This window comes from Microbulbifer sp. GL-2 (assembly GCF_007183175.1).
In the GTDB taxonomy this organism is placed as follows: domain Bacteria; phylum Pseudomonadota; class Gammaproteobacteria; order Pseudomonadales; family Cellvibrionaceae; genus Microbulbifer.
In genome coordinates, this window is sequence record NZ_AP019807.1 from 1,187,579 (window position 1) to 1,213,288 (window position 25,710).

Genomic DNA, 25,710 nt, shown 5'->3' on the forward strand with positions numbered 1-25,710 from the left:
AATTCCGTAATTTCTCTGCGGGGCTTTAAGGTCAAAAAAAACCGGTCCATAAAGACCGGCATTTTATTCACTTAAGCTGTGACTTGAATCACCGAGACTAATCAGCCCCCCGCACTGGCTATATCATCAGAAACCTCATTGACGCCAGCATCCAGTACCGCATCAAACTCTGAACCTGGGGCAGACTCATCGTCTGTAGAGACCGTGGAAGGCAATAACTCCCCGGATTTCAGACGCATCTCAGGGGAGTTCACCGCATCCACACCACTACTATAAGGCTTCACAGCGCTAAAGATCGCGGGATCTACATGGCTGAAATCCTCTACCGCATTTTGAACTGCTGACTTGAGGCCCTGGGATGCCTGGGCACCGGCAACTGACTGCAGCTCATCACCAGTACTGGTCACCGTCGGGATCTGTCCAATAAAGTCAGGCTCATAGTAACTGACGGAATAGATATCCAATGTATTGGTGACGTCCATGCGGAGAGGATTAGTCGCCTCACCAATAATGGTCCACAACTCAGTTTCCGTTCCCAGGGTCACAGCAGATGCTGTGATATGGGTATCTCCATATGTTTCAGCCGTTAGGGTGCCAAAGCTGGAGCTGGCCAGGGAGACAGTGCCCCGCCCTGCATCAATCTCGTCGATCACGAGATCCCCTGTAGCCTGCACACTGATATTGATATCCGCACCCGAGGTGGCAATAGCCAAGACGCTCACATCGGTCTCGATATCCACATCGCCAGCAACAACCAGTTCGGCACGATCAGCGGTCAGGTTGCCGCCAATGGTTTCTGTTCCGCTACTCGTGACATATACATCGCCTTCGCCATCATAGCCCAGCCGCATATCGCTGAACTGGAGCCCGGCCCCATTTTTATTGAAGCTTTCGGATCTGCTTCCACCATCTTCAAAATCAAACGCCAGATCGGTCAGGACGGTAATACTGTCAGAGGCATTGTCCAGGTATTCGAAGCCAGCAAAACTGAAGTTACCTACCTGATTGCCAGTGCTATAAAGCTCCCAGGTCGCACCGGACAGGTTGTATTGGAAATCATCAGATCCGCCTCCACCAGCAAGCTCTACACCTTGACCAACATCCGTTTCTACCGTCAGTAGGTCATTGCCCGCTCCAAGGAAAATACTGTCAATCACAGTGCCTGAGAAGGTGACGGTATCATTACCGGCACCAGTATCAATTCCAGTGAGCTCACCACCATTTAAATTAAACTTGTCAGCACCTGAGCCGGCAGTTATAGACTCGATACCAGTAATCGTGAGCGATGTTCCACCACTGGAAACAGTGTGCTCAGAATCATTAATATCCCAGACAGCATCAATATCTGCGCCATAAACGGTATCTGTGCCTGAACCCGCAGCAACACTATTCAGGTCGGCAAAGGTTACTCCGCCAATCGTCATGGTATCCAGAGCACTAAACTCATACTCACCATCGATATCCTGGCCAATATAACTTCCTGCCCCTTCTACCAGTTCGAGGTTTTCAAAATAGACGGTCAGGCCATTAACTTCGGCCTCTACACTGCCATCAACTAGGGAGTTGCCGGAACTGGTCGAAGTCCAGGTGGCTCCATCAGCGCTGACGGTGTCGCTACCACCTGCGCCATCTACAATCTCCAACCCACTGAAGTCGATGCCCGCAACGCTGATATCGCCATCGGAGTTGAGGGTAAAGTTATCAGCACTGTCTGTAGCCACCAGGGTGTCATTACTGCCCGAAGTTTTCACTTCTTCAAGGCCAGTAAAACTGATACCTGCTGTTTCTAATGCCTGATCCCCCTGCAATTCGAACTGAGCAGAATCATGGGTGTTTGTCAGGATAGAAGTGACCGCACTGGAAATGCTATAGAAAGATAGTGAGCCGGCGTTTACTTGGTTATCAGTACCAGTTAAAGAAAGCCCATCGCTGTAGGCACTGGCATCCAAGCTGTCGTCACCGCCATTACCATCGACTGCAGACATGGCGGATACGGTCATGCCGTAAACTTCCACATCTGCATCAGACTGCAGCACAAATGCGTCATCGCCAGTTGTAGCAACCAAATCGGCATTTACGGCAGTAAGGTTCTCGATATTGCTAAAAGTGATACTGCTGTTAACAGCCTTGTTGTCAGCTCCCGTCAGGCTCCAATCAGCACCATCTGCACCGGTAGCAGTATCGTTACCATCTAGAGCATTAATAGTGCTCAATCCGGTAAAAGCGATATCGTAGCTGGTCGCTGCATTATCCCCGTCTACAGTAAAGCTATCCGCTCCACTAGTGCCTGTTAACGCCGAAGTTACAGCGCTGACGATGCCATCAAAAGTCAGGCTACCCGCCGTTACTTGATTGTCAGTGCCGGTGAGCGTCAGGCCATCACTATAGGCGCTGGCATCCAGGCTATCATTACCACCCTGGCCATAGACTGCCGACATACCTGAGACCGTCATACTGTAGACCTCAATGTCTCCAGTCGATTGCAGCGCAAAGGCATCGGCACTACTGCTTCCCAGCAGGTTGGCATTGGTAGCAATAAGCGTTTCTACACTGCCAAAAGTAATTCCACTATTCGTTGCCTCATAATCATTACCGGTCAGGGTCCAATCGGCACCATCAGCTCCTGTCACAGTATCTGCACCACCAGCTGCATCAATGCTGCTCAGGCCAGTGAAGGCGATGTCATAGATGGTAGTGGCGTTATCGCTATCTACGGTGAAATTATCCGAGCCGCTGGTTGCAGTTAACGTTGAGCTCACTGCACTGAAGATACTATTGAATATCAGGGCACCAGATTCTGCGGTAACCTGGTTATCTGTTCCTGTCAGGGCCAAGCCATCACTGTAAGCACTGGCATCCAGGCTGTCATTACCGCCATTGCCCTCGACCGAAGACATGCCAGAAACTGTTATGCCATAAGCTTCAACATCGGCATCCGATTGCAGAACAAAGTCATCAGCACCTGTAGTGCCGATCAGATCTGCATTCACGGTGGTGAGGCTATCTACATTGCTAAAGGTGATACCGCTGCCAGTGGCCTGGTTATCCGAGCCCGTTAGAGTCCAATCTTCACCATCAGCACCGGTAACACTGTCGGTACCAGTACCAGCATCAATGGTGCTTACTCCGGTAAAGGCAATGTCATAACTGGTGACGGCATTGTTACCATCCACAGTAATACTATCTGCACCGCTAGTACCGGTTAGTATCGAAGCTACCGCGCTTACAATGCCATCAAAAGTCAGGGAGCCTGCCGCTACTTGATTAGAGGCGCCAGTGAGAGTCAATCCATCACTGTAGGAGCTGGCGTCTAAATTATCCCCGCCGCCATTACCGTCAACTGCGGACATGCCAGAGATAGTCATATCGTAAACTTCAATATCACCACCGGACTGCAACACGAAGGCATCGGCACTTGTCGTACCGACCAGGTCCGCATTCACAATAGTCAGGCTATCGACATTGCTAAAGGTGATCCCACTGCTCGCAGCCTGATTGTTGGTACCGCTCAAAGTCCAGTCAGCACCGCCTGCGCCGCTCACACTGTCTGTGCCGCCATCTGCATCCAAGGTGCTTACACCGGTAAAGGCAATATCGTAGCTAGAGACAGCATTATTGCCATCCACAGTAAAGCTATCTGCACCACTGGTACCGGTTAGCGATGATGTTACAGCACTCGCAATACTGCTGAAGGCCAGAGAGCCGGCGGTTACCTGGCCGTCGCTGCCTGTCAATGTCAGGCCGTCGCTATAGGCACTGGCATCCAAGCTGTCATCACCCCCTCGCGCATCCACGGCAGACATACCGGAGACGGTCATACCGTAAACTTCGATATCGCCAGCGGACTGCAACACAAAGGCATCAGCGTTGGCCGTGCCCATGAGGTCGGCATTTACAGCAGTAATAGTTTCTACTCTGCTGAAAGTAATACTGCTGTTAGTGGCCTCATAATCATTGCCGGTTAAAGTCCAATCAGCACCACTTGCACCAGTGACACTGTCTGCCCCCTCTCCCGCATCGATGGTGCTCAGGCCCGTAAAGGCGATGTCATAAACAGTGGCGGCATTAGCACTGTCTACCGTAAAGCTATCTGAGCCGCTAGTGGCAGTAAGTGTTGCAGTAACGGCGCTGACAATACCGTCGAAGGTAAGAGTGCCAGACTCTGCGGTAACCTGTTTGCTGGTACCCGTTAGGGTTAATCCATCGCTATAAGCACTGGCATCCAGGCTGTCATCACCACCATTGCCCTCCACAGCAGACATGCCGGAAACCGTCATGCCATAAACTTCAACATCCGCATCAGACTGCAAAACAAAAACATCTTCACCGGTAGTACCCACCAGGTTCGCACTTACCGTGACAAGAGTTTCTGCATCGCTAAAGGTGATTCCGCTGCCAATTACTTCTTTGTTATTACCGGTTAGAGTCCAGTCAGAACCGCTTGCACCGGTAATGCTATCTGTGCCATTAGCTGCGTCGACTGTGCTAACACCGGTAAAGGCAATGCTGTAGCTGGAAACTGCATTACCTCCATCCACTACGAAGCTATCGGTGCTGCTGCTACCAGTTAATGCTGAGGTGACAGCGCTAACGATGCCATGAAAGATCAGGTTGCCAGATTCTGCTGTAACTTGATTATTTGTACCTGTCAGAGCCAGGCCATCGCTGTAGGCGCTGGCATCCAGGCTGTCATCTCCACCATTGCCATCGACTGCGGACATGCCAGAAACCGTCATGCCATAGGCTTCAACGTCTGCATTAGACTGCAGAACAAAGGCGTCGGCATCACTCGTTCCGACCAGATCTGCATTGGTAGCGGTGAGAACTTCTACGCCACTGAAGACAATATCGCTGCCTGTTGCTTCATAATTCGTGCCGGTCAGAGCCCAGTCTTCTCCATCAGCACCAACAACACTGTCTGTATTATCCCCTGCATCGATAGTACTAACGCTTGTAAAGGCAATATCGTAACTGGTGACGGCGTTATCCCCATCGACGGTAAAGCTATCCGCACTGCTGGTACCGGTTAGAACAGCAGTCACCGCACTGGCGATAGCGTTGAAGGCCAGGCTGCCGGATTCGGCTGTTACCTGGTTGTCGGTTCCTGTCAGGGCCAGACCTGCGCTGTAAGCGCTGGCATCCAGGCTATCCGTACCGCCATTACCTTCAACAGAAGACATGCCGGAGATGGTCATGTTATAGATGGCAACGTCTGCGTCAGACTGCAGCACAAAGGCATCGTTACCACTCGTGCCGATCAGATCTGCATTCACTGCGGTCAGGATTTCCACACTGCTAAAAGTGATGCCATTGTTCGTGGCTTGGTAATTGTTGCCGGTTAAGGTCCAATCTTCACCATCAGCACCAGTAACGCTGTCATCACCACCCCGCGCATCCACGCTGCTGATACTGCTAAATTCAATTTCATTCGCTGCCAGTGCATTGGCACCAGTGACTTCAAACGAGTCATTACCGGAGGAGGCTTGAAGGCTGCCCCCACTCACGGTGTCAATATTGTTAAACAGAATCGAGTTCGTTGAAGCTTGGTTATCTATGCCGGTGAGGGTGACAACACTAAGAGCCGCTACGCTGTCGGTGCCGTTACCCGCATCGACTGTATTAACGCCGGTGAAGGCAATCTCATAACTGGTAACTTGGTTATCACCATTAACGGTAAAGCTATCCGCGCCGCTGGTACCAGTTAGGGTGGAAGTTACTGCGCTGGCAATATCATTAAAAATCAGGCTTCCGGATTCGGCCGTTATCTGGTTGTCGGTTCCTGTCAGGGCCAGGCCATCGCTGTAAGCGCTGGCATCCAGGCTGTCAGTACCGCCATTGCCATCTACTTCTGATATGCCAGATATCGTCAAACCGTAAACTTCAATATCGGCATCAGACTGCAAAACAAATGCATCTGCACCAGTGCTACCCAAAAGGTCTGCATTGGTCGCGGCAATAATATCTATATTGCTGAAAGTAATACCGCTGCTAATTGCCTCATTACCTGTACCGGTCAGGGTCCAGTTGGCGCCATCTGCACCAGTTACACTATCAGTGCTATTTTCTGCATCCACTGTATTCACACCAGTGAAGGCAATCTCATAACTGGTAACTGCGTTATCGCCATCAACGGTAAAACTGTCCGCGCTGCTGGTACCCGTTAGGGTGGCGGTTATTGCGCTGGCAATAGCGTTGAAGGTCAGGTTGCCGGATTCGGCGCTAACTTGATTGTCGGTTCCTGTCAGAGCCAGGCCATCACTGTAGGCGCTGGCGTCCAGGCTATCGGTACCGCCATTACCTTCAACAGAAGACATGCCGGAAATGGTCATGTTGTAGATGGCAACGTCTGCGTCAGATTGCAGCACAAAGGCATCATTACCCGTTGTGCCAATCAAATCTGCATTGGTAGCGGTCAGAGCTTCGACATTGCTAAAGGTCATGTCGCTGCCGGTGGCTTGGTAATTCGTGCCGGTCAGGGTCCAGTCTTCGCCATTGGCACCGGTAACGCTGTCAGTATCGCCGTCACCGTCGACGGTGCTCACATTGGTAAAGGCGATGTCATAGCTGGTCACGGCGTTGTCGCCATTCACGACAAAACTATCCGCTCCGCTGGTACCTGTCAGCGCAGAGGTTACCGCGCTCACAATTCCGTCGAACGTCAAAGTGCCGGACTCGGCAGTTACCTGATTATCGGTTCCTGTCAGAGCCAGGCCTGCGCTGTAGGCGCTGGCATCCAGGCTATCCGTGCCGCCATTGCCATCGACTGCAGACATGCCGGAAACGGTCATCTCATAGACTGCAACATCTGCATCGGCTTGCAGTACGAAGTCATCTTCACCCGCTGTACCTACCAGGTCGCCATTGACTACGGTGATCGTCTCAATAGCGCTAAAAGTAATATTGCTACTGGTCGCTTCTTTGTTAGTCCCGGTCAGGGCCCAATCTGCGCCGCTGGCACCGGTAACACTGTCGGTGCCGCCGGCCGCATCAATCGTATTCAGGCCTGTGAAAGCAACACCATATGCTGAGGCCGCATTATCGCCACTTACCGTAAAGCTATCTGCTCCGCTGGTACCGGTTAGAACCGCAGTCACCGCACTGGCGATAGCGTTGAAGGTCAGATTGCCGGATTCGGCGCTAACCTGATTATCGGTTCCCGTCAGAGCCAGGCCTGCGCTGTAAGCGCTGGCATCCAGGCTATCCGTACCGCCATTGCCTTCAACAGAAGACATGCCGGAGATGGTCATGTTGTAGATGGCAACGTCTGCGTCAGACTGCAGCACAAAGGCATCGGCGCCGGTCGTGCCGATCAGATCTGCATTAACTGCGGTCAGGAATTCTACATTGCTGAAGGTAATGCCATTGTTCGTGGCTTGGTAATTGTTACCAGTTAAGGTCCAGTCTTCGCCATCGGCACCGGTAACACTGTCATCACCACCCAGCGCATCCACACTGCTGATACTGCTAAATGCGATTGCATTCGCTGTCAGTGCATTGGCACCAGTAACTTCAAACGAATCATTACCGGAAGAAGCTTCCAGGCTTCCTCCACTCACGCTGTCAATATTGCTGAATAGAATCGAGTTTGTAGAGACTTGATTATCTGTGCCGGTGAGAGTGACAACACCCAGTGCCGCAACACTATCGATGCCGTTACCCGCATCGACCGTACTAACACCGGTGAAGGCAATGTCATAACTGGTAACTGCGTTATCGCCATCGACGGTAAAACTATCCGCGCTGCTGGTACCGGTTAGAACCGCAGTCACCGCGCTGGCAATATCATTGAAGGTCAGGTTGCCGGACTCGGCGCTAACCTGATTATCGGTTCCCGTCAGAGCCAGGCCTGCGCTGTAAGCGCTGGCATCCAGGCTATCGGTACCGCCATTACCTTCAACAGAAGACATGCCGGAAATGGTCATGTTGTAGATGGCAACGTCTGCGTCAGATTGCAGCACAAAGGCATCATTACCCGTTGTGCCAATCAAATCTGCATTGGTAGCGGTCAGAGCTTCGACATTGCTAAAGGTCATGTCGCTGCCGGTGGCTTGGTAATTCGTGCCGGTCAGGGTCCAGTCTTCGCCATTGGCACCGGTAACGCTGTCAGTATCGCCGTCACCGTCGACGGTGCTCACATTGGTAAAGGCGATGTCATAGCTGGTCACGGCGTTGTCGCCATTCACGACAAAACTATCCGCTCCGCTGGTACCTGTCAGCGCAGAGGTTACCGCGCTCACAATTCCGTCGAACGTCAAAGTGCCGGACTCGGCAGTTACCTGATTATCGGTTCCTGTCAGAGCCAGGCCTGCGCTGTAGGCGCTGGCATCCAGGCTATCCGTGCCGCCATTGCCATCGACTGCAGACATGCCGGAAACGGTCATCTCATAGACTGCAACATCTGCATCGGCTTGCAGTACGAAGTCATCTTCACCCGCTGTACCTACTAGGTCGCCATTGACTACGGTGATCGTCTCAATAGCGCTAAAAGTAATATTGCTACTGGTCGCTTCTTTGTTAGTCCCGGTCAGGGCCCAATCTGCGCCGCTGGCACCGGTAACACTGTCGGTGCCGCCGGCCGCATCAATCGTATTCAGGCCTGTGAAAGCAACACCATATGCTGAGGCCGCATTATCGCCACTTACCGTAAAGCTATCTGCTCCGCTGGTACCGGTTAGAACCGCAGTCACCGCACTGGCGATAGCGTTGAAGGTCAGGCTGCCGGATTCGGCGCTAACCTGATTATCGGTTCCCGTCAGAGCTAGGCCTGCGCTGTAAGCGCTGGCATCCAGGCTATCCGTACCGCCATTGCCTTCAACAGAAGACATGCCGGAGATGGTCATGTTGTAGATGGCAACGTCTGCGTCAGACTGCAGCACAAAGGCATCGGCGCCGGTCGTGCCGATCAGATCTGCATTAACTGCGGTCAGGAATTCTACATTGCTGAAGGTAATGCCATTGTTCGTGGCTTGGTAATTGTTACCGGTTAAGGTCCAGTCTTCGCCATCGGCACCGGTAACACTGTCATCACCACCCAGCGCATCCACACTGCTGATACTGCTAAATGCGATTGCATTCGCTGTCAGTGCATTGGCACCAGTAACTTCAAACGAATCATTACCGGAAGAAGCTTCCAGGCTTCCTCCACTCACGCTGTCAATATTGCTAAACAGAATTGAGTTTGTAGAGAGTTGATTATCTGTGCCGGTGAGAGTGACAACACCCAGTGCCGCAACACTATCGATGCCGTTACCCGCATCGACCGTACTAACACCGGTGAAGGCAATGTCATAACTGGTAACTGCGTTATCGCCATCGACGGTAAAACTGTCCGTGCTGCTGGTACCCGTTAGGGTGGCGGTTATTGCGCTGGCAATATCATTGAAGGTCAGGTTGCCGGATTCGGCGCTAACCTGATTATCGGTTCCCGTCAGAGCCAGGCCATCACTGTAGGTGCTGGCGTCCAGGCTATCCGTACCGCCATTGCCTTCAACAGAAGACATGCCGGAGATGGTCATGTTGTAGATGGCAACGTCTGCGTCAGATTGCAGCACAAAGGCATCGTTACCACCCGTGCCGATCAGAGCCGCATTAACTGCAGTCAGGGTTTCTACATTGCTAAAGGTAATGCCACTGTTCGTGGCTTCGTAACTATTGCCGGTTAAAGTCCAGTCTTCGCCATCGGCACCGGTGACAGTATCCTCACCGTCTTTTGTATCAATCGTGGTGCTGGATAAACTGCTAAAGCTAATGCCGTTGGCGGTCACGGCGGTGCCACTATTCACCTCAAAGGTATCTGCATTATCAGACCCTTCCAGGCTGCCACCCGATACGCTGTCGATATTGCTGAAGGCGATTAAGTTGGTGGTAGCTTCTTTATCCGTGCCGGTCAGGGACACAATACTCTGTGCAGCAACACTGCCGCCGCCAGAACCTGCATCCACTGTATTCACACCAGTGAAGGCAATGTCATAACTGGTAACTGCGTTATCGCCATCGACGGTAAAACTATCCGCGCTGCTGGTACCGGTTAGAACCGCAGTCACCGCGCTGGCAATATCATTGAAGGTCAGGTTGCCGGACTCGGCGCTAACTTGATTGTCGGTTCCCGTCAGAGCCAGGCCATCGCTGTAAGCGCTGGCATCCAGGCTATCCGTGCCGCCATTACCTTCCACCGCAGACATACCGGAGATGGTCATGCCGTAGATTTCAACATCTGCATCAGACTGAAGAACGAAGATATCGGCACCCGTCGTACCAACCAGATCGGCACTGATGGCAGCCAGCGTTTCTACATTGCTAAAGGTGATGCCATTGTTCGTGGCTTCGTAATTATTGCCGGTTAAAGTCCAGTCTTCGCCACTGGCACCAGTAACGCTGTCTGTACCATCTTTCGCATCAATAGCACCGGAGAAGCCACTGAAACGGATGTCGTTAGCCGTAACACTGGTACTGCCGGTCACCACAAAGGTATCTGCATTATCAGACCCTTCCAGGCTGCCGCCCGATACGCTGTCGATATTGCTGAAGGCGATTAAGTTGGTGGTAGCTTCGTTATCCGTACCGGTCAGGGTCACAACACTCTGTGCAGCAACACTGCCGCCGCCAGAACCTGCATCTACTGTATTCACACCAGTGAAGGCAATCTCATAACTGGTAACTGCGTTATCGCCATCGACGGTAAAACTATCCGCGCTGCTGGTACCCGTTAGGGTGGCGGTTACTGCGCTGGCAATAGAGTTGAAGGTCAGGCTGCCGGATTCGGCAGTTACCTGATTATCGGTTCCTGTCAGAGCCAGGCCTGCGCTGTAGGCGCTGGCATCCAGGCTATCGGTACCGCCATTGCCTTCAACAGAAGACATGCCGGAAATGGTCATGTTGTAGATGGCAACGTCTGCGTCAGATTGCAGCACAAAGGCATCGTTACCCGTTGTGCCAATCAAATCTGCATTGGTAGCGGTCAGAGCTTCGACATTGCTAAAGGTCATGTCGCTGCCGGTGGCTTGGTAATTCGTGCCGGTCAGGGTCCAGTCTTCGCCATTGGCACCGGTAACGCTGTCAGTATCGCCGTCACCGTCGACGGTGCTCACATTGGTAAAGGCGATGTCATAGCTGGTCACGGCGTTGTCGCCATTCACGACAAAACTATCCGCTCCGCTGGTACCTGTCAGCGCAGAGGTTACCGCGCTCACAATTCCGTCGAACGTCAAAGTGCCGGACTCGGCAGTTACCTGATTATCGGTTCCTGTCAGAGCCAGGCCTGCGCTGTAGGCGCTGGCATCCAGGCTATCCGTGCCGCCATTGCCATCGACTGCAGACATGCCGGAAACAGTCATGTCATAGACTGCAACATCTGCATCGGCTTGCAGTACGAAGTCATCTTCACCCGCTGTACCGACCAAGTCGCCATTGACTAGGGTGATCGTCTCGACCGCACTAAAAGTAATGCTGCTACTGGTCGCTTCTTTGTTAGTCCCGGTCAGGGCCCAATCTGCGCCGCTAGCACCGGTAACGCTGTCGGTGCCGCCAGCCGCATCAATCGTATTCAGGCCTGTGAAAGCAACACCATATGCTGAGGCCGCGTTATCGCCACTTACCGTAAAATTATCTGCACCGCTGGTGCCGGTTAGAGCAGCAGTCACCGCGCTGGCGATATCATTAAAGGTTAGGCTGCCGGATTCAGCCGTTACCTGATTATCGGTTCCGGTCAGGGCCAGGCCTGCGCTGTAGACACTGGCATCCAGGCTATCCGTACCGCCATTGCCTTCCACTGCAGACATACCGGAGATGGTCATGTTGTAGATGGCAACGTCTGCGTCAGACTGCAGCACAAAGGCATCGTTACCACCCGTGCCGATCAGATCTGCATTAACTGCAGTCAGGGTTTCTACATTGCTGAAGGTAATGCCATTATTCGTGGCTTGGTAATTGTTACCGGTTAAGGTCCAGTCTTCGCCATCGGCACCGGTGACAGTATCCTCACCGTCTTTTGTATCAATCGTAGTACTGGATAAACTGCTAAAGCTAATGCCGTTGGCGGTCACGGCGGTGCCACTAATCACCGCAAAGGTATCTGCATTATCAGACCCTTCCAGGCTGCCACCCGATACGCTGTCGATATTGCTGAAGGCGATTAAGTTGGTGGTAGCTTCTTTATCCGTGCCGGTCAGGGACACAATACTCTGTGCAGCAACACTGCCGCCGCCAGAACCTGCATCCACTGTATTCACGCCGGTAAAGGCAATGTCATAACTGGTAACTGCGTTATCGCCATCGACAGTAAAACTATCCGCACTGCTGGTACCGGTTAGAACCGCAGTCACCGCGCTGGCGATAGCGTTGAAGGTCAGGTTGCCGGATTCGGCTGTTACCTGGTTGTCAGCACCCGTCAGAGCCAGACCTGCGCTGTAAGCGCTGGCATCCAGGCTATCCGTACCGCCATTGCCTTCCACCGCAGACATACCGGAGATGGTCATGTTGTAGATGGCAACGTCTGCGTCAGACTGCAGCACAAAGGCATCGGCGCCGGTCGTGCCGATCAGATCTGCATTAACTGCGGTCAGGAATTCTACATTGCTGAAGGTAATGCCATTGTTCGTGGCTTGGTAATTGTTACCGGTTAAGGTCCAGTCTTCGCCATCAGCACCAGTAACGCTGTCATCACCACCCAACGCATCCACACTGCTGATACTGCTAAATGCGATTTCATTCGCTGTCAGTGCATTGGCACCAGTGACTTCAAACGAATCATTACCGGAGGAGGCTTGAAGGCTGCCCTCACTCACGCTATCAATTTTGCTGAATAGAATCGAGTTCGTTGAGGCTTGATTATCTGTGCCGGTGAGAGTGACAACACTTAGAGCCGTTACACTATCGACGCCGTTACCCGCATCGACCGTACTAACACCGGTGAAAGCAATGTCATAACTGGTAACTGCGTTATCGCCATCGACGGCAAAGCTATCCGCACCGATGGTACCAGTTAGGGTGGCGGTTACTGCGCTGGCAATAGCGTTGAAGGTCAGGCTGCCGGATTCGGCTGTCACCTGATTGTCGGTACCCGTTAAGGCCAGGCCATCGCTGTATGCGCTGGCATCCAGGCTATCCGTGCCGCCATTACCTTCCACCGCTGACATTCCGGAGATTGTCATGCCGTAGATTTCAACATCTGCATCAGACTGCAGAACGAAGGTATCGGCACCCGTCGTACCAACCAGATCGGCATTAGTGGCAGCCAACGTTTCTACATTGCTAAAGGTGATGCCATTGTTAGTGGCTTCGTAACTATTGCCGGTTAAGGTCCAGTCTTCGCCATCGGCACCGGTGACAGTATCCTCACCGTCTTTTGTATCAATCGTAGTGCTGGATAAACTGCTAAAGCTAATGCCGTTAGCGGTCACGGCTGTGCCACTATTCACCTCAAAGGTATCTGCATTATCAGACCCTTCCAGGCTGCCACCCGATACGCTGTCGATATTGCTGAAGGCGATTAAGTTGGTGGTAGCTTCTTTATCCGTGCCGGTCAGGGACACAATACTCTGTGCAACAACATTGCCACCGCCAGAACCTGCATCCACTGTATTCACACCAGTGAAGGCAATCTCATAACTGGTAACTTCGTTATCGCCATCAACGGTAAAACTGTCCGCGCTGCTGGTACCAGTTAGGGTGGCGGTTATTGCGCTGGCAATAGCGTTAAAGGTCAGGCTGCCGGATTCGGCTGTTACCTGATTATCGGTTCCCGTCAGAGCCAGGCCATCACTGTAGGTGCTGGCGTCCAGGCTATCCGTACCGCCATTGCCTTCCACCGCAGACATGCCGGAGATGGTCATATTGTAGATGGCAACGTCTGCGTCAGATTGCAGCACAAAGGCATCGTTACCCGTTGTGCCAATCAAGTCTGCATTGGTGGCGGTCAGAGCTTCGACATTGCTAAAGATCATGCCGCTGCCGGTGGCTTGGTAATTCGTGCCGGTCAGGGTCCAGTCTTCGCCATTGGCACCGGTAACGCTGTCACTATCGCCGTCACCGTCGACAGTGCTCACATTGGTAAAGGCGATGTCATAGCTGGTCACGGTGTTGTCGCCATTCACGACAAAACTATCCGCGCCGCTGGTACCTGTCAGAGCGGAGGTTACCGCGCTCACAATTCCGTCGAACGTCAAAGTGCCGGACTCGGCAGTTACCTGATTATCGGTTCCTGTCAGAGCCAGGCCTGCGCTGTAGGCGCTGGCATCCAGGCTATCCGTGCCGCCATTGCCATCGACTGCAGACATGCCGGAAACGGTCATCTCATAGACTGCAACATCTGCATCGGCTTGCAGTACGAAGTCATCTTCACCCGCTGTACCTACCAGGTCGCCATTGACTACGGTGATCGTCTCAATAGCGCTAAAAGTAATATTGCTACTGGTCGCTTCTTTGTTAGTCCCGGTCAGGGCCCAATCTGCGCCGCTGGCACCGGTAACACTGTCGGTGCCGCCGGCCGCATCAATCGTATTCAGGCCTGTGAAAGCAACACCATATGCTGAGGCCGCATTATCGCCACTTACCGTAAAGCTATCTGCTCCGCTGGTACCGGTTAGAACCGCAGTCACCGCACTGGCGATAGCGTTGAAGGTCAGATTGCCGGATTCGGCGCTAGCCTGATTGTCGGTTCCTGTCAGAGCCAGACCTACGCTGTAAGCGCTGGCATCCAGGCTATCCGTACCGCCATTGCCTTCAACAGAAGACATACCGGAGATGGTCATGTTGTAGATGGCAACGTCTGCGTCAGACTGCAGCACAAAGGCATCGGCGCCGGTCGTGCCGATCAGATCAGCATTCACTGCGGTCAGGAATTCTACATTGCTGAAGGTAATGCCATTGTTCGTGGCTTGGTAATTGTTACCGGTTAAGGTCCAGTCTTCGCCATCGGCACCGGTGACAGTATCCTCACCGTCTTTTGTATCGATCGTGGTGCTGGATAAACTGCTAAAGCTAATGCCGTTGGCGGTCACGGAGGTGCCACTATTCACCTCAAAGGTATCTGCATTATCAGACCCTTCCAGGCTGCCACCCGATACGCTGTCGATATTGCTGAAGGCGATTAAGTTGGTGGTAGCTTCTTTATCCGTGCCGGTCAGGGACACAATACTCTGTGCAGCAACACTGCCGCCGCCAGAACCTGCATCCACTGTATTCACACCAGTGAAGGCAATGTCATAACTGGTAACTGCGTTATCGCCATCGACGGTAAAACTGTCCGCGCTGCTGGTACCGGTTAGAACCGCAGTCACCGCGCTGGCGATAGCGTTGAAGGTCAGGTTGCCGGATTCGGCTGTTACCTGGTTGTCAGCACCCGTCAGAGCCAGACCTGCGCTGTAAGCGCTGGCATCCAGGCTATCCGTACCGCCATTACCTTCAACAGAAGACATGCCGGAGATGGTCATGTTGTAGATGGCAACGTCTGTGTCAGATTGCAGCACAAAGGCATCGTTACCACCCGTGCCGATCAGATCTGCATTAACTGCAGTCAGGAATTCTACATTGCTGAAGGTGATGCCATTGTTCGTGGCTTGGTAATTGTTACCGGTTAAGGTCCAATCTTTATCATCAGCACCGGTGACAGTATCCTCACCGTCTTTTGTATCAATCGTAGTGCTGGATAAACTGCTGAAGCTAATGCCGTTAGCGGTCACGCTGGTGCCACTTGTCACCACCAAAGTATCTGCGCTATCAGAGCCTTCCAGACTGCCGCCTGTCACGCTACTGATATTACTGAAATCAATAGCACTGATTTTGGCTTCGTTATCAACTCCACTAAGGCTCGCAGTCGTATTGCTAATGGCCGCAATGCTATTGTCACCTTCACCTAAATCGACTTCTTCAATACCCGTGAAGGAAATAGTGGCACTAGAATTATTAGCACCAGAAGGAGTGGTGACGAGTGTAAACTCATTATCGTCGTCGATTGTTATTGCATCATCATTATCTGACAATATAAAAATATCAGTGCCACTTCCACCAGTGACAGTAGCTGTATTAGCCTTAATATCGCCCAGTGTATTAGTGGTATCAGATATCGTTCCGCTAAAAGGGTCGACCCCGACAGCGAGGTTAAATTCAACAACGTCGATGCTTCCAGCGTTGGTAAATGACCCTCCCGCCTGAATATCCAGAGCACCATTGTCGGCAGAAATTGTTACGCCATCAGCGATAGAAACATCGGCATATGACTGTAAGAAAAGAGTGGTAAAACCACCCCAATCTATGTCGTCAACGACACTGATACCATAGGAAAAAGCATCCGCATCATCACCGACACCTGGCTCCAAACCATCTCCATTGTATGACCCCGAATCTGCATCCGTCACTTGGATAGTAACGTCGCTAGTGGCCAGAGCATCTACAAGGGCCCCAGTTGAAACACAATTGCTAGCATCAATAGCACAACTACTGGTGATCTCCATCCAACCTGGGTCCAACAGCCAGAGGCCTGTCTCTCCATCCCCGTGACTCAGGGTGGAGACAAACATATTGTCTTCATCCAGATTCAGGTAAATCTTGCCGGAGGTTTCTACCAGGCCGCCATCACCGCCATCTTCCCCGGACTCGGCGAAAATCGTGCCGCCAAAATTGGTTGTGTCATCAGCCCAAACAATAACAGTGCCGCCATCGGCATCGCCAATACCACTGGCATCGATAGTGGCTTCTGCCGTAACCGTGGTGGTTTTGGCATTTCGAATATCTTCGTTGCCCCCCTGGTAGTCACCGCCAATAAGGACCTCACCACCGGAGGTAGTACCGCGGGCATTAATATCCCCGCTGACAACCACTTCATCACCTAAAATGTTAACTTCACCACCGCTGCCAGAGTCAGCCGCTACTGAAATATCTCCACTGTGCTCGGCAAAGTCACCCTCCAGCACTACCTCACCACCCACACTGCCGGATGCATCCAGAGTTCCACTATTCACAACTCCGGATCCCGAACCAAACAGACGGATCTTACCTCCGCTGGTATCAATACCATGAGCGGTTATTGTGCCTTCATTGTTCACTGCAGCAGTAAACAGGTCACCGGAAACGCTGGCTTCCATTAAAACCTGGGCACCGTCGATGGCCCCTTCGTTTAAAACAGCACTATCGAGGCCGAGATCATTTTCCATAACCTCTTTAGTGACCTTGATGCCGATCATTCCATCGGCATCAAAAGTTAATAAGGCTTCATCCGCTGCTGCCAGGCTGACGAGTTCAGCACTGATCAAACCGGTAGAGGCGTTTGTAACCTGCTTACCAACCAGGACTGCGCTGGACGCATTGATCACACCTCGGTTAATAACAACCCCAGAAGAACCCGACTCGCCTTTAAAGGCAAAATCACCATTCATAAAGTCTTCAGGACTCATATCGAGTCCGGATGCGGTTATCGCGCCGACATTAACGGTGGCGGTTTCAGTAAAGAGAACCCCTCGCGGGTTTACCAAGATAACGTGGCCATTGGCCTCTATCGCGCCTTGGATCGTGGTGACATCCTGATCCAAAATCCGGTTAAGCACGATAGAGGAGGAGTCTGGCTGTAGGAATTGGACCAGTTCTTCTTTAGTTAAATTAAAAGAATCCCAATCGATTGATAGCAGGTCAGTAACCTGGTCGACCGTTGTCGTCGTGCCATTCACATCAATGGTGCCGCTACCACCGGTTACCGTTCCGCCTTCAGGCCCGGCGTGGGCCATAGGGCTGATCAGCCCTGCAAACAGGCCTGCATAAGCAAAACTTGATACCTTAATGGCACTTGCTAATTTTCTTAACTCAAGCTTTTTGTTTTTGGCTTTCATACCAGCACCTTGCGAAGAGGAACCTTGCTACTTTTAGGTTTCCAGAAAACAATATTTGTTTAGTTATAAAAAACGGAGAAATCAGCGTAGACGGTGGGCTCGTCTTCACCAATTGCAATATTTGTTATCGAAGAACTCGACATAATTGGCCAAGCAACAGAAATTTTACTTGAGAATCTGTCACTCCAATTCATCTTAAAAAGCATCCCGCCCCCAGAGAATCGAGCCCAGTCATCCTCCACAGTTTCCTCATAGTTATTCACATAGCCATACCCAACATCGGCAATCAATGCTACTTGGAAAATATCATTTAAACGCTGATTAAACAGGATCGGATTCATGAATTCAGGGAAGTTGACATACCACTCTGCGGAAACAACTGCGCCCATATCTGCAGAAAAATCTCTTGCAGAGAAAGCACGCACACCATTGGCTCCACCCAGTGACAATTGCTCAAACCCAGGCAGGTTGCTTTCACTGTATTGGGCTCTTCCTTTTACTATCAGCCTTGAGTGGTCATCGGTAAAAGGCATGGGCAGGAAGATCAGGGAACTGGTGTTAATTGCCAACTTATTGAAGTCGTCCCCCCTACCCTCTTCAACCGTATTTTGATGCTCACCGTACTGTACGGTAGCACTTAATATATTCAGCATTGAAAGGAAGCCATTAGAAAGACTATCCATATAAATACCAACTTCCCCGCCATAAACGTGGTCACTGGTAAACTCGATAATACCTTCTAGGTCAGATTTTTTTTCTGTTAGGCCGAAGGAGCCTGTTAGATTAAAACCCCTGGAACGTCGAAACTTATGATCCAAAGAAAGCGCGTAACTTGTATTTACGCCGGTAATTTCCAGCAAATTAATCACATCATTGTCATCTTCATCATTAGCAAGCTCGAACTCATTATGGTCAGCTGATATTTCCAGTCGGGTACGGGGACCAAATAGGGGAAAACTATATCTAAATTGACCAAGATCAGACCCATAGTAACTGTCAGACCCTGGGTTTGACTTTAAGTACCCTAAAGTTAAAGCATCACCAAATCCAAGGGGGTTCAACCAGTCAACAGTCGCATAAACCCTTTCACTACCGGTATACAGAGAGCCGTGATTATCAGCTCTGAACGATGCACGCCAGGAATCCGTCTCTCGAACCTTTAAATTAAGCTTGGTTTCACCAGGGTTATCACCCGCACTAAAATACCCGGTAACATTTAATCCTGGCAGATCATTAAGTAAATATAACCCTTCCTCGATATTCTCATGATTTACTAGGTGGCCACGCTGTTCATCGAAGGGTTCTGCCAGTTTTTCGTCTGAGTAATCTTCATTATCTTCTGCAACAACCTGCCCTAGAAGCCCCTCTTGTACGGTAAGAGTGACCATTCCATTTTCAACATCTTGAGCCGGTATTTGCACTTGAGCCAGGAAGAGTCCCTGGCGACGATAAAAGTTAGTGAGTTCCGCTGCTATATCTTCCAGATCCCCATAACTCAAACCACGCTCTTTATTCTGCTTCTCTATAACGCTGACAAGCTTTTTTAATTCTGCCGGACCCAGACCATTTGGATTAAACTGGGCATTCATATTACCTAGTAAAACTGCCAGCTCTTCCAGGTTTTCTACGGTATAACCGCTGGCGAGGATTTTGTCCTCTTTCATAAACTTCACGCGAAGTTCTTCGGCCATCTGTTCAATTTTTTCGCGCTCAATACCAAATTCTGGATATTCTTCCAGCCGATGGAATTGAAATTCCTTAACAGTAATACGCGGTCCCTGATTACGCTGGGAAATTTCTGGTATTTCAGTATTGAGGTTAGGATCTTCCGCTTCGAAAGTCCGTTGAAGATAATCTTTAGTTACATCCACCTCATTAATAGTGGGTGTATTTTGGTCAAATGCCTGCCTTACACGGCTGCGGAAGCTGGAATCCTCTTCCTGGGCACAAACTGGCAGTTGCATCAATAGGAAGCTGGCACCAATAAATAGCGCCAACCTGCTTTTTTCAAGCCCGAACATAACTCCCCCAAGATAATTCTGTTTGTTATTCCGACCCTGAACTTCTTATTGGGAAGGGCCGGTTTTTAATTGTTCAATTTACATCCCTGACGATGCGAAACCCTGTAAACTCATCAGCTTGACCATTATGAAGTCGTTTAGTCGTAGCAAGACAACGGCTCATAGGGTCCAGACGGTTACCACCTAGCGCCAACAACTCATTATCAGTGCCTCGTGCCCACTCCTGGATATTGCCAACTGAATTCACCAGACCAAATCTATTAGGGGAGCCGGACTGTGCTGGAACGAACTCTGCTCCTTTTTCAATCCCACCATATTTAAGATGGCAGTTTCTATCAGCCACTTCCTCCTGACCATTGGCACTGGCTGCAGCAAACCACTCTTGCTCTGTAGGTAAACGATAGACATAACCTGTTTCATCACTTAACCAACTTAGGTAAGCCTCAGCGTTCGCTAGTGTCAGGTTATTTGCGGGAAAATCTTCTGCACCGAACTCCGCTGAGGAGCACTGTTTGGTAATACCGCAGAACTGCTTGAGGTCTCGGTTACTGACCTCATATTTACCGATAGCCAGGGGTCTGCCACTTACCCCTTTAATAACAACCATTGCTGGCCCCTTGGCGCCATCTGCAAGGCGATCACGGCAGCTAAACCGCCCCCCCTGCCACCACTGCCTGGTACCAGATGCCCACAAAAATCCAACTTAAACTCTTTAAGAGGCTGATAGCCGGGGAGAAGAGCCCTGAACTCACCTACTAAGGCCTCTGTCTGAATCGGGTCCTTGGCGCCTAATCTGGAAGCACAATTACTCAGCTCTTGGCCGATAACCGGACGTATCTGCTGAGCCTTGATACCATCTACTTTTGCTAGTTTTGAAAGTTGGGCTCCAACAGCGGCCACATTCATATCGAAGCCACAAGTAAGAGTCGCTTCCATCTCATTAAGAATTGTATCTATCTGTTTCTGCTTGATTGCCGTTAGGCGACGCTGCTCGGCTCGCTCTTCCTGTCGGCGAAGACGCTCGGCTTCCCGTTCAGCTTCCAGCCGCTCAGTTTCTAGTCGGGCTTGCAGGTTTTCCCTATCTGTGGTGAGCTGAGACTTGATAGCCACTGCCTGGCTAGATACTCCATACCAGTTCGCAGCACTCCTCAACATTAAATCCGCTTGATCCAGATTACCCAGGTTTAACTGACCGGTTGCCGCGGCAAGGAAAAGCTCAGATATTTCACGCCGTGAATTATCCAGAAAATTTTCATCACTTGGGTTCAGCTCTGAATACTCTCTAAGCTCCAAACGAAGGTCATTTTCCCAGGCTGGTGTCAAGATACTCAACTTGATCAGTCGGCTAATCGCTTCTTTCTTATCGCTGATACGCCGTTCCAACAGCTCCTTCTGCAATTTAAGCTCTAGCTCAACTTTTACCCTCTCTTGTTCAGCCGTATTCTGCTGTTCCAAATAGTTGTAACCAACCCCAGCGCCAACAAGCATCATGGCAAAGGCACTTCCCAGAATCCATTTCCAGGTGTTGCTGACAAAAAAGGCCTGTACAAATTTCTCGACTGTATCAGTGCGATTTTCCCGTTTCAGCTCTAGAGCAGACTCAAGAGCACGCCATTCACGACGGTTAAGCCCCTTGATTCGCTTGAGTCGCAACTTCTGCTCAAAAGCCTTGTCTGCAGGAGTCTTGTCATAGGGATGGCGGCCACAAAACAGTTCATAGGCCACACAACCCAAGGCATAGACATCATCAGAGGGCGCAGGCTCACCCCCTTTTAACATTTCATAACTCGCGTAGGCGGGAGTCAGGGCACCAAGGCTACCGGCATCAAATACCGTAGTCTCGCCAGTCTTGTTGGCAATCCCCCCTTCCGATACAGCCCGGGCGATGCCAAAATCGAAAACCTTCGCCCCTTTATTTTTGGTGACGAAGATATTGCCTGGCTTAAAGTCTGAATGGACAATTTTATGCGAGTGTGCATAGATCAGCGCCTGACAGATATCTGAAAACACCGACCGTGCTTTTTCAGGCTCAAGGCCTACATCCGTATGATCACGCAGTAGCTTGTCAAGAGGAGCACCTTCCAGGAACTCCATTGTCATAAAAACACGATCCCCATCACGGTCAAAATCGTAGACCGTTACGATATTGGGGTGAGCCAGTGTTTGCGACTTACGCGCTTCGCGCTGTAAGGAGACAAAGGCATCAGGATGCTTCTGGAAGTCATCGTTCAGCAGCTTGATGGCAACATAGGGTTCGCTGTCATTGGCTTCCAGCTTACGGCGGTCGAGGGCCTTATATACTGCCCCCATACCACCAACACCCAGGAGTTTATCCAGTTCGAAGCGCCCTTTGATCACTGTCTTGGTGACCGCACCTGAGGGCAGAGGTTCGAAGGAATCTGGGGTTTCAGTGGGATTTGCCGGAATCCCTCCGGATAATTGAGCGCCGACCTTTTGGTGACTGGAAGCTTTATGTGGAGCAGGACTGAAGACTGTCGCATCAGCTTCAAAATCTGCAGCGGCATTGGGGGTTATCGGCTGTGCTCCACGAATCCGCGGGTGGTCGTTGGCTCCAGTGGCATCCTGGCGCACGACGACAGTGACATCACCATCTTCTGTCAGCCCACTCTCGGGATGGTCTGAGCCGGGCGGAGTGCCACTCGGCCGAACAATACGTGTCTTATCGTTCAATTCCGCCTCCTTGGGAAAGTATTACGACATATCCAAATGCCGCAACAAATCTGTTACGAGCTAAGTAGGTGTGGTGATTAAAGGAGCAAAGTATATCGAACAGACTTGGGAGCAACAATGAAGGTATACTCGAAATAATTTGCCTACAGATGCCATCAATACGCTTCCCCAGTACTGATGCAGCGAACCGTAAGCCCTTCAGATAAATACAGACAATTACGCAGCCTTACAGCATGTTTTTTATACACAACCAAATCAAAATAAGTTTAATTAGGTTAAAAAAACTAACAATTCTTAATGGTTTCACATTCCTTTCAAATTTCACCAGATTCACTACCCCCTGATTCACCAATAGTGTTTCTTCATTTCAAATTATATTGGTGTCAGAGTCGAATACGCACAGCTGGCATAATCCCGACAAGTGAATAAGTGCTTTGAATAATTGGTGCCAGAGTCGATTTAATAACAGAAAAATACTGTTTTTTTTTGCTTTTCCCTCTGTTTAAATCACCCCAGTTGCCACTGCGACGTTACCTGAGCTACTGACTCTTCGCCGTGGTAAAGGATTAACCACCAACATCAAAAGCCAAACAAGAGGGAATCCCCATGGCTATCTACCTGAACTTCAATAACAAAGCCACCAAAGGTAACGTCACCGCCAAAGGTTACGAAGACTGGATCGAAGTTGACAGCTTCAACTTTGGTGTTGGCCGCGGTATCACCATGGAAGCCGGTGCTACCTCCAACCGCGAAGCCTCTCGTCCAAGCCTGAGCGAAGTTAGCCTCACCAAGCGCATCGACGCAGCTTCCGGTGGCCTGTTCAAGTCCTCTGTAACTGGTGACGAAGGCGTACCTGTAGAGATCCACGTAGTACAGACCGGTGCTAACTCTGTAGAAAAATACGCTGTTTACAAGCTGACCGACGTAATCATCTCTTCTTACAGCATTGGCGCTTCTGCCGGTGGTGCACCTCAGGAATCTATCTCCCTGAGCTTCGCCAAAATCGAAGCAGAGCTGGACCACGCTGATAAGAGCAACAAGAACCCGAAGAACATGAAGGTTGGATACGACCTCACTACAGCGACTCCGCTGTAATTGGTTCGACTCTTTTCGGGTTGAACGGTGGCCTGCAGAGTATCTGCGGGCTACCGCCCTCCAGTTCTTTAGCTGAGTGCTTACACGAGCACTGACCTAAAGAACTGCAGATTTTCAAAATCTCATTTCTTATTTGGCACCGTAGGGATAGTTGGGGCTGCCCATGGCTACACTCAATCAAGATAAAAGAATGATTACGGTCGACAGCCCTGTCGGCACGGATGCGCTGATTGCAACGACCTTACAAGGTGAGGAGCATGTCTCCAAGCTTTTTCGCTATGAAGTACAGCTTCTGTCGGATGATCACGCAATCGAACAAAAGGACCTTGTTGGCAAACCGGTAACCGTCTCTATCCACCACTCCGAGACACCGCGCCATATTAATGGCTATGTTACCCAGTTCTCCCTTCACGATGTAAACGCCGAAGGCGTGCGCAGTTATAGCGCAATTCTTCAACCTGGCCTGTGGTTCACGAGCCTCGGAGGCTCCAACAGAGTTTTCGAAAAGAAGTCTGCCAAGCAAATTCTCGAGGAAGTGCTCGGTGAATACAGCAAGGTTATCAAACTGACCTTAAAGCTAAATGCCGAATACATCACCCGTGAATACTGCGTACAGTTTGACGAGAGCGACTTTGAATTTATCAATCGCTTAATGGCAGAAGAGGGCATCTCCTACTACTTCAAGCACTCTGAAGGACAGCATGAGCTGGTGCTCTGCGATGATCCTCAGGATTTTTACGACTGTGAAAGTGCAAAAATTGAGTATGACGGAGGTGGCAGCCACCCCACAAAAAACACAGTGAGTAGCTGGAGAAGAAACTTCAACTACCATGGCGGCGGCTTTGAGCTCAAAGATTACAGTGAATTTACTGCCACCAAAGACAATAAGCAGCAAGTTAAAACCACCAGCAAGCTGAATGATGTCTCTAACTATCTGCGTGGTTTATATGGCCTGAACCACTTCCAGGCTGATGGCGAACACAAACACAAATTCACGGATAGCTACCACAAGGCTCTGGCGGAGCGCGCCATGGAGGCTCAGGAAGCACTATTTGATGTGAGCCATGGACGTAGCGACTGCCCTTCCTTTACTGCCGGCGGGCGTTTTAATTTTGACCACAGCCTGTCGTCCGAAAAAGGGAAGTATCTTATTACGTCTGTGCATGTTTCAGCTGCAGACGGTAACAGTAACGAAACACACTTCCACAATACCTTCAGCTGTATTCCATCTGCGGTAATGCCACGCCCACAGCCGAATGTCTCTGCGAAGAAAATACACTCACCGCAAGTGGCACGTGTATTGGAAGTTAAAGCAACCGCATCCGACAGCTCTCAGGACCCCTACACCCAACTGAAAGTGAAGTTCCCCTGGAACTCACAACAAAATAGTTGCTGGGTTAGAGTGATGCAGTCCTTTGCAGGCAAAAACTGGGGAGCAAACTTTGTACCCAGGGTAAACCAGGAAGTGGTTGTTACCTACATCAATGGCGACCCCGACCGTCCTTTAATTACCGGAGCGGTGTACAACGGCGATAATCCCGGCCCCAATTACACCGCCACTCAGAGCGGCTGGAAAACCGAATATGAAGGCAGCACCTTCAATGAGTTGCGGTTTGATGACAAAGGTGGCAACGAAGAAATCTATATGGAGGCCGGCAAGGATCACAACTTTGTTATCCATAATGACCAGTCCGGTAAAATAGAAAATAAACAGACCCTCGAAGTTAAACAGGATCGTAGCATTACCGTAACTGATGGTAGCGAAGTAGTCACTATTGCCAAAGGTGACCAAAAATTGAATGTGGATAAAGGAAACCAGACTGTCACTATTGGTTCAGGTAATCACACACTCAAAATTAGCAAGGGCTCACAAACCACAGATGCCATGGGCGCTATCAAGATATCCTCAAAAGCTTCAATTGAATTAAAGGTCGGGGGAAGCAGTATCAAATTAACCCCAGCGGGAATCACCATCAAAGGCACCATGCTTTCTTGCAAAGGCGACGCCACTGCCGAAGTGAAGGGCGGCGGCATGCTTACCCTGAAAGGCGGCGTGACTATGATCAACTGATGGGGATTAATCACTA

6 protein-coding genes are annotated in these 25,710 nt (G+C 50.7%); 2 read left to right on the forward strand and 4 right to left on the reverse strand.

Annotation, left to right across the window (positions count from 1 at the left end; genetic code table 11):
• Nucleotides 1-101: 101 nt before the first annotated feature.
• From GL2_RS05210 to GL2_RS05225, 4 genes are all read right to left on the reverse strand, one after another.
• Complete coding sequence (locus tag GL2_RS05210; protein WP_143729604.1) at nt 102-17,816, reverse strand: filamentous hemagglutinin N-terminal domain-containing protein; 17,715 nt, start codon at nt 17,814-17,816, stop codon at nt 102-104.
• A 59-nt stretch (nt 17,817-17,875) separates the two neighbouring features.
• Nucleotides 17,876-19,687 carry a ShlB/FhaC/HecB family hemolysin secretion/activation protein gene (locus tag GL2_RS05215; RefSeq protein WP_232053771.1) on the reverse strand — a complete coding sequence of 604 codons (1,812 nt, stop codon included), beginning with the start codon at nt 19,685-19,687 and terminating at the stop codon, nt 17,876-17,878.
• A 223-nt stretch (nt 19,688-19,910) separates the two neighbouring features.
• On the reverse strand, nt 19,911-20,444 hold the full coding sequence (locus GL2_RS05220) for an SUMF1/EgtB/PvdO family nonheme iron enzyme (protein ID WP_143729606.1): 534 nt from the start codon (nt 20,442-20,444) through the stop codon (nt 19,911-19,913).
• Entirely contained in the window at nt 20,423-22,528 is a 2,106-nt protein-coding gene (locus tag GL2_RS05225) for a serine/threonine-protein kinase (RefSeq protein ID WP_143729607.1), read from the reverse strand. The genes GL2_RS05220 and GL2_RS05225 overlap by 22 nt, the downstream gene beginning before the upstream one ends.
• A 606-nt stretch (nt 22,529-23,134) precedes the next feature.
• On the opposite strand from GL2_RS05225, the gene GL2_RS05230 reads away from it, so the two are divergent.
• Together GL2_RS05230 and GL2_RS05235 are read left to right on the forward strand one after the other, a co-directional pair.
• Entirely contained in the window at nt 23,135-23,623 is a 489-nt protein-coding gene (locus GL2_RS05230; protein ID WP_143729608.1) for a type VI secretion system tube protein Hcp, read from the forward strand.
• Nucleotides 23,624-23,786: 163 nt separating this feature from the next.
• Nucleotides 23,787-25,694 (forward strand): type VI secretion system Vgr family protein, encoded by a 1,908-nt coding sequence (locus tag GL2_RS05235; protein WP_143729609.1) that lies wholly within the window; start codon nt 23,787-23,789, stop codon nt 25,692-25,694.
• Nucleotides 25,695-25,710: the final 16 nt, after the last annotated feature.

Coding starts and splice junctions, on each gene's coding strand:
- GL2_RS05220 (WP_143729606.1), bottom strand. CDS start 20,444: ATGGTTGTTATTAAAGGGGTAAGTGGCAGACCCCTGGCTATCGGTAAA.
- GL2_RS05210 (WP_143729604.1), bottom strand. CDS start 17,816: ATGAAAGCCAAAAACAAAAAGCTTGAGTTAAGAAAATTAGCAAGTGCC.
- GL2_RS05230 (WP_143729608.1), top strand. CDS start 23,135: ATGGCTATCTACCTGAACTTCAATAACAAAGCCACCAAAGGTAACGTC.
- GL2_RS05235 (WP_143729609.1), top strand. CDS start 23,787: ATGGCTACACTCAATCAAGATAAAAGAATGATTACGGTCGACAGCCCT.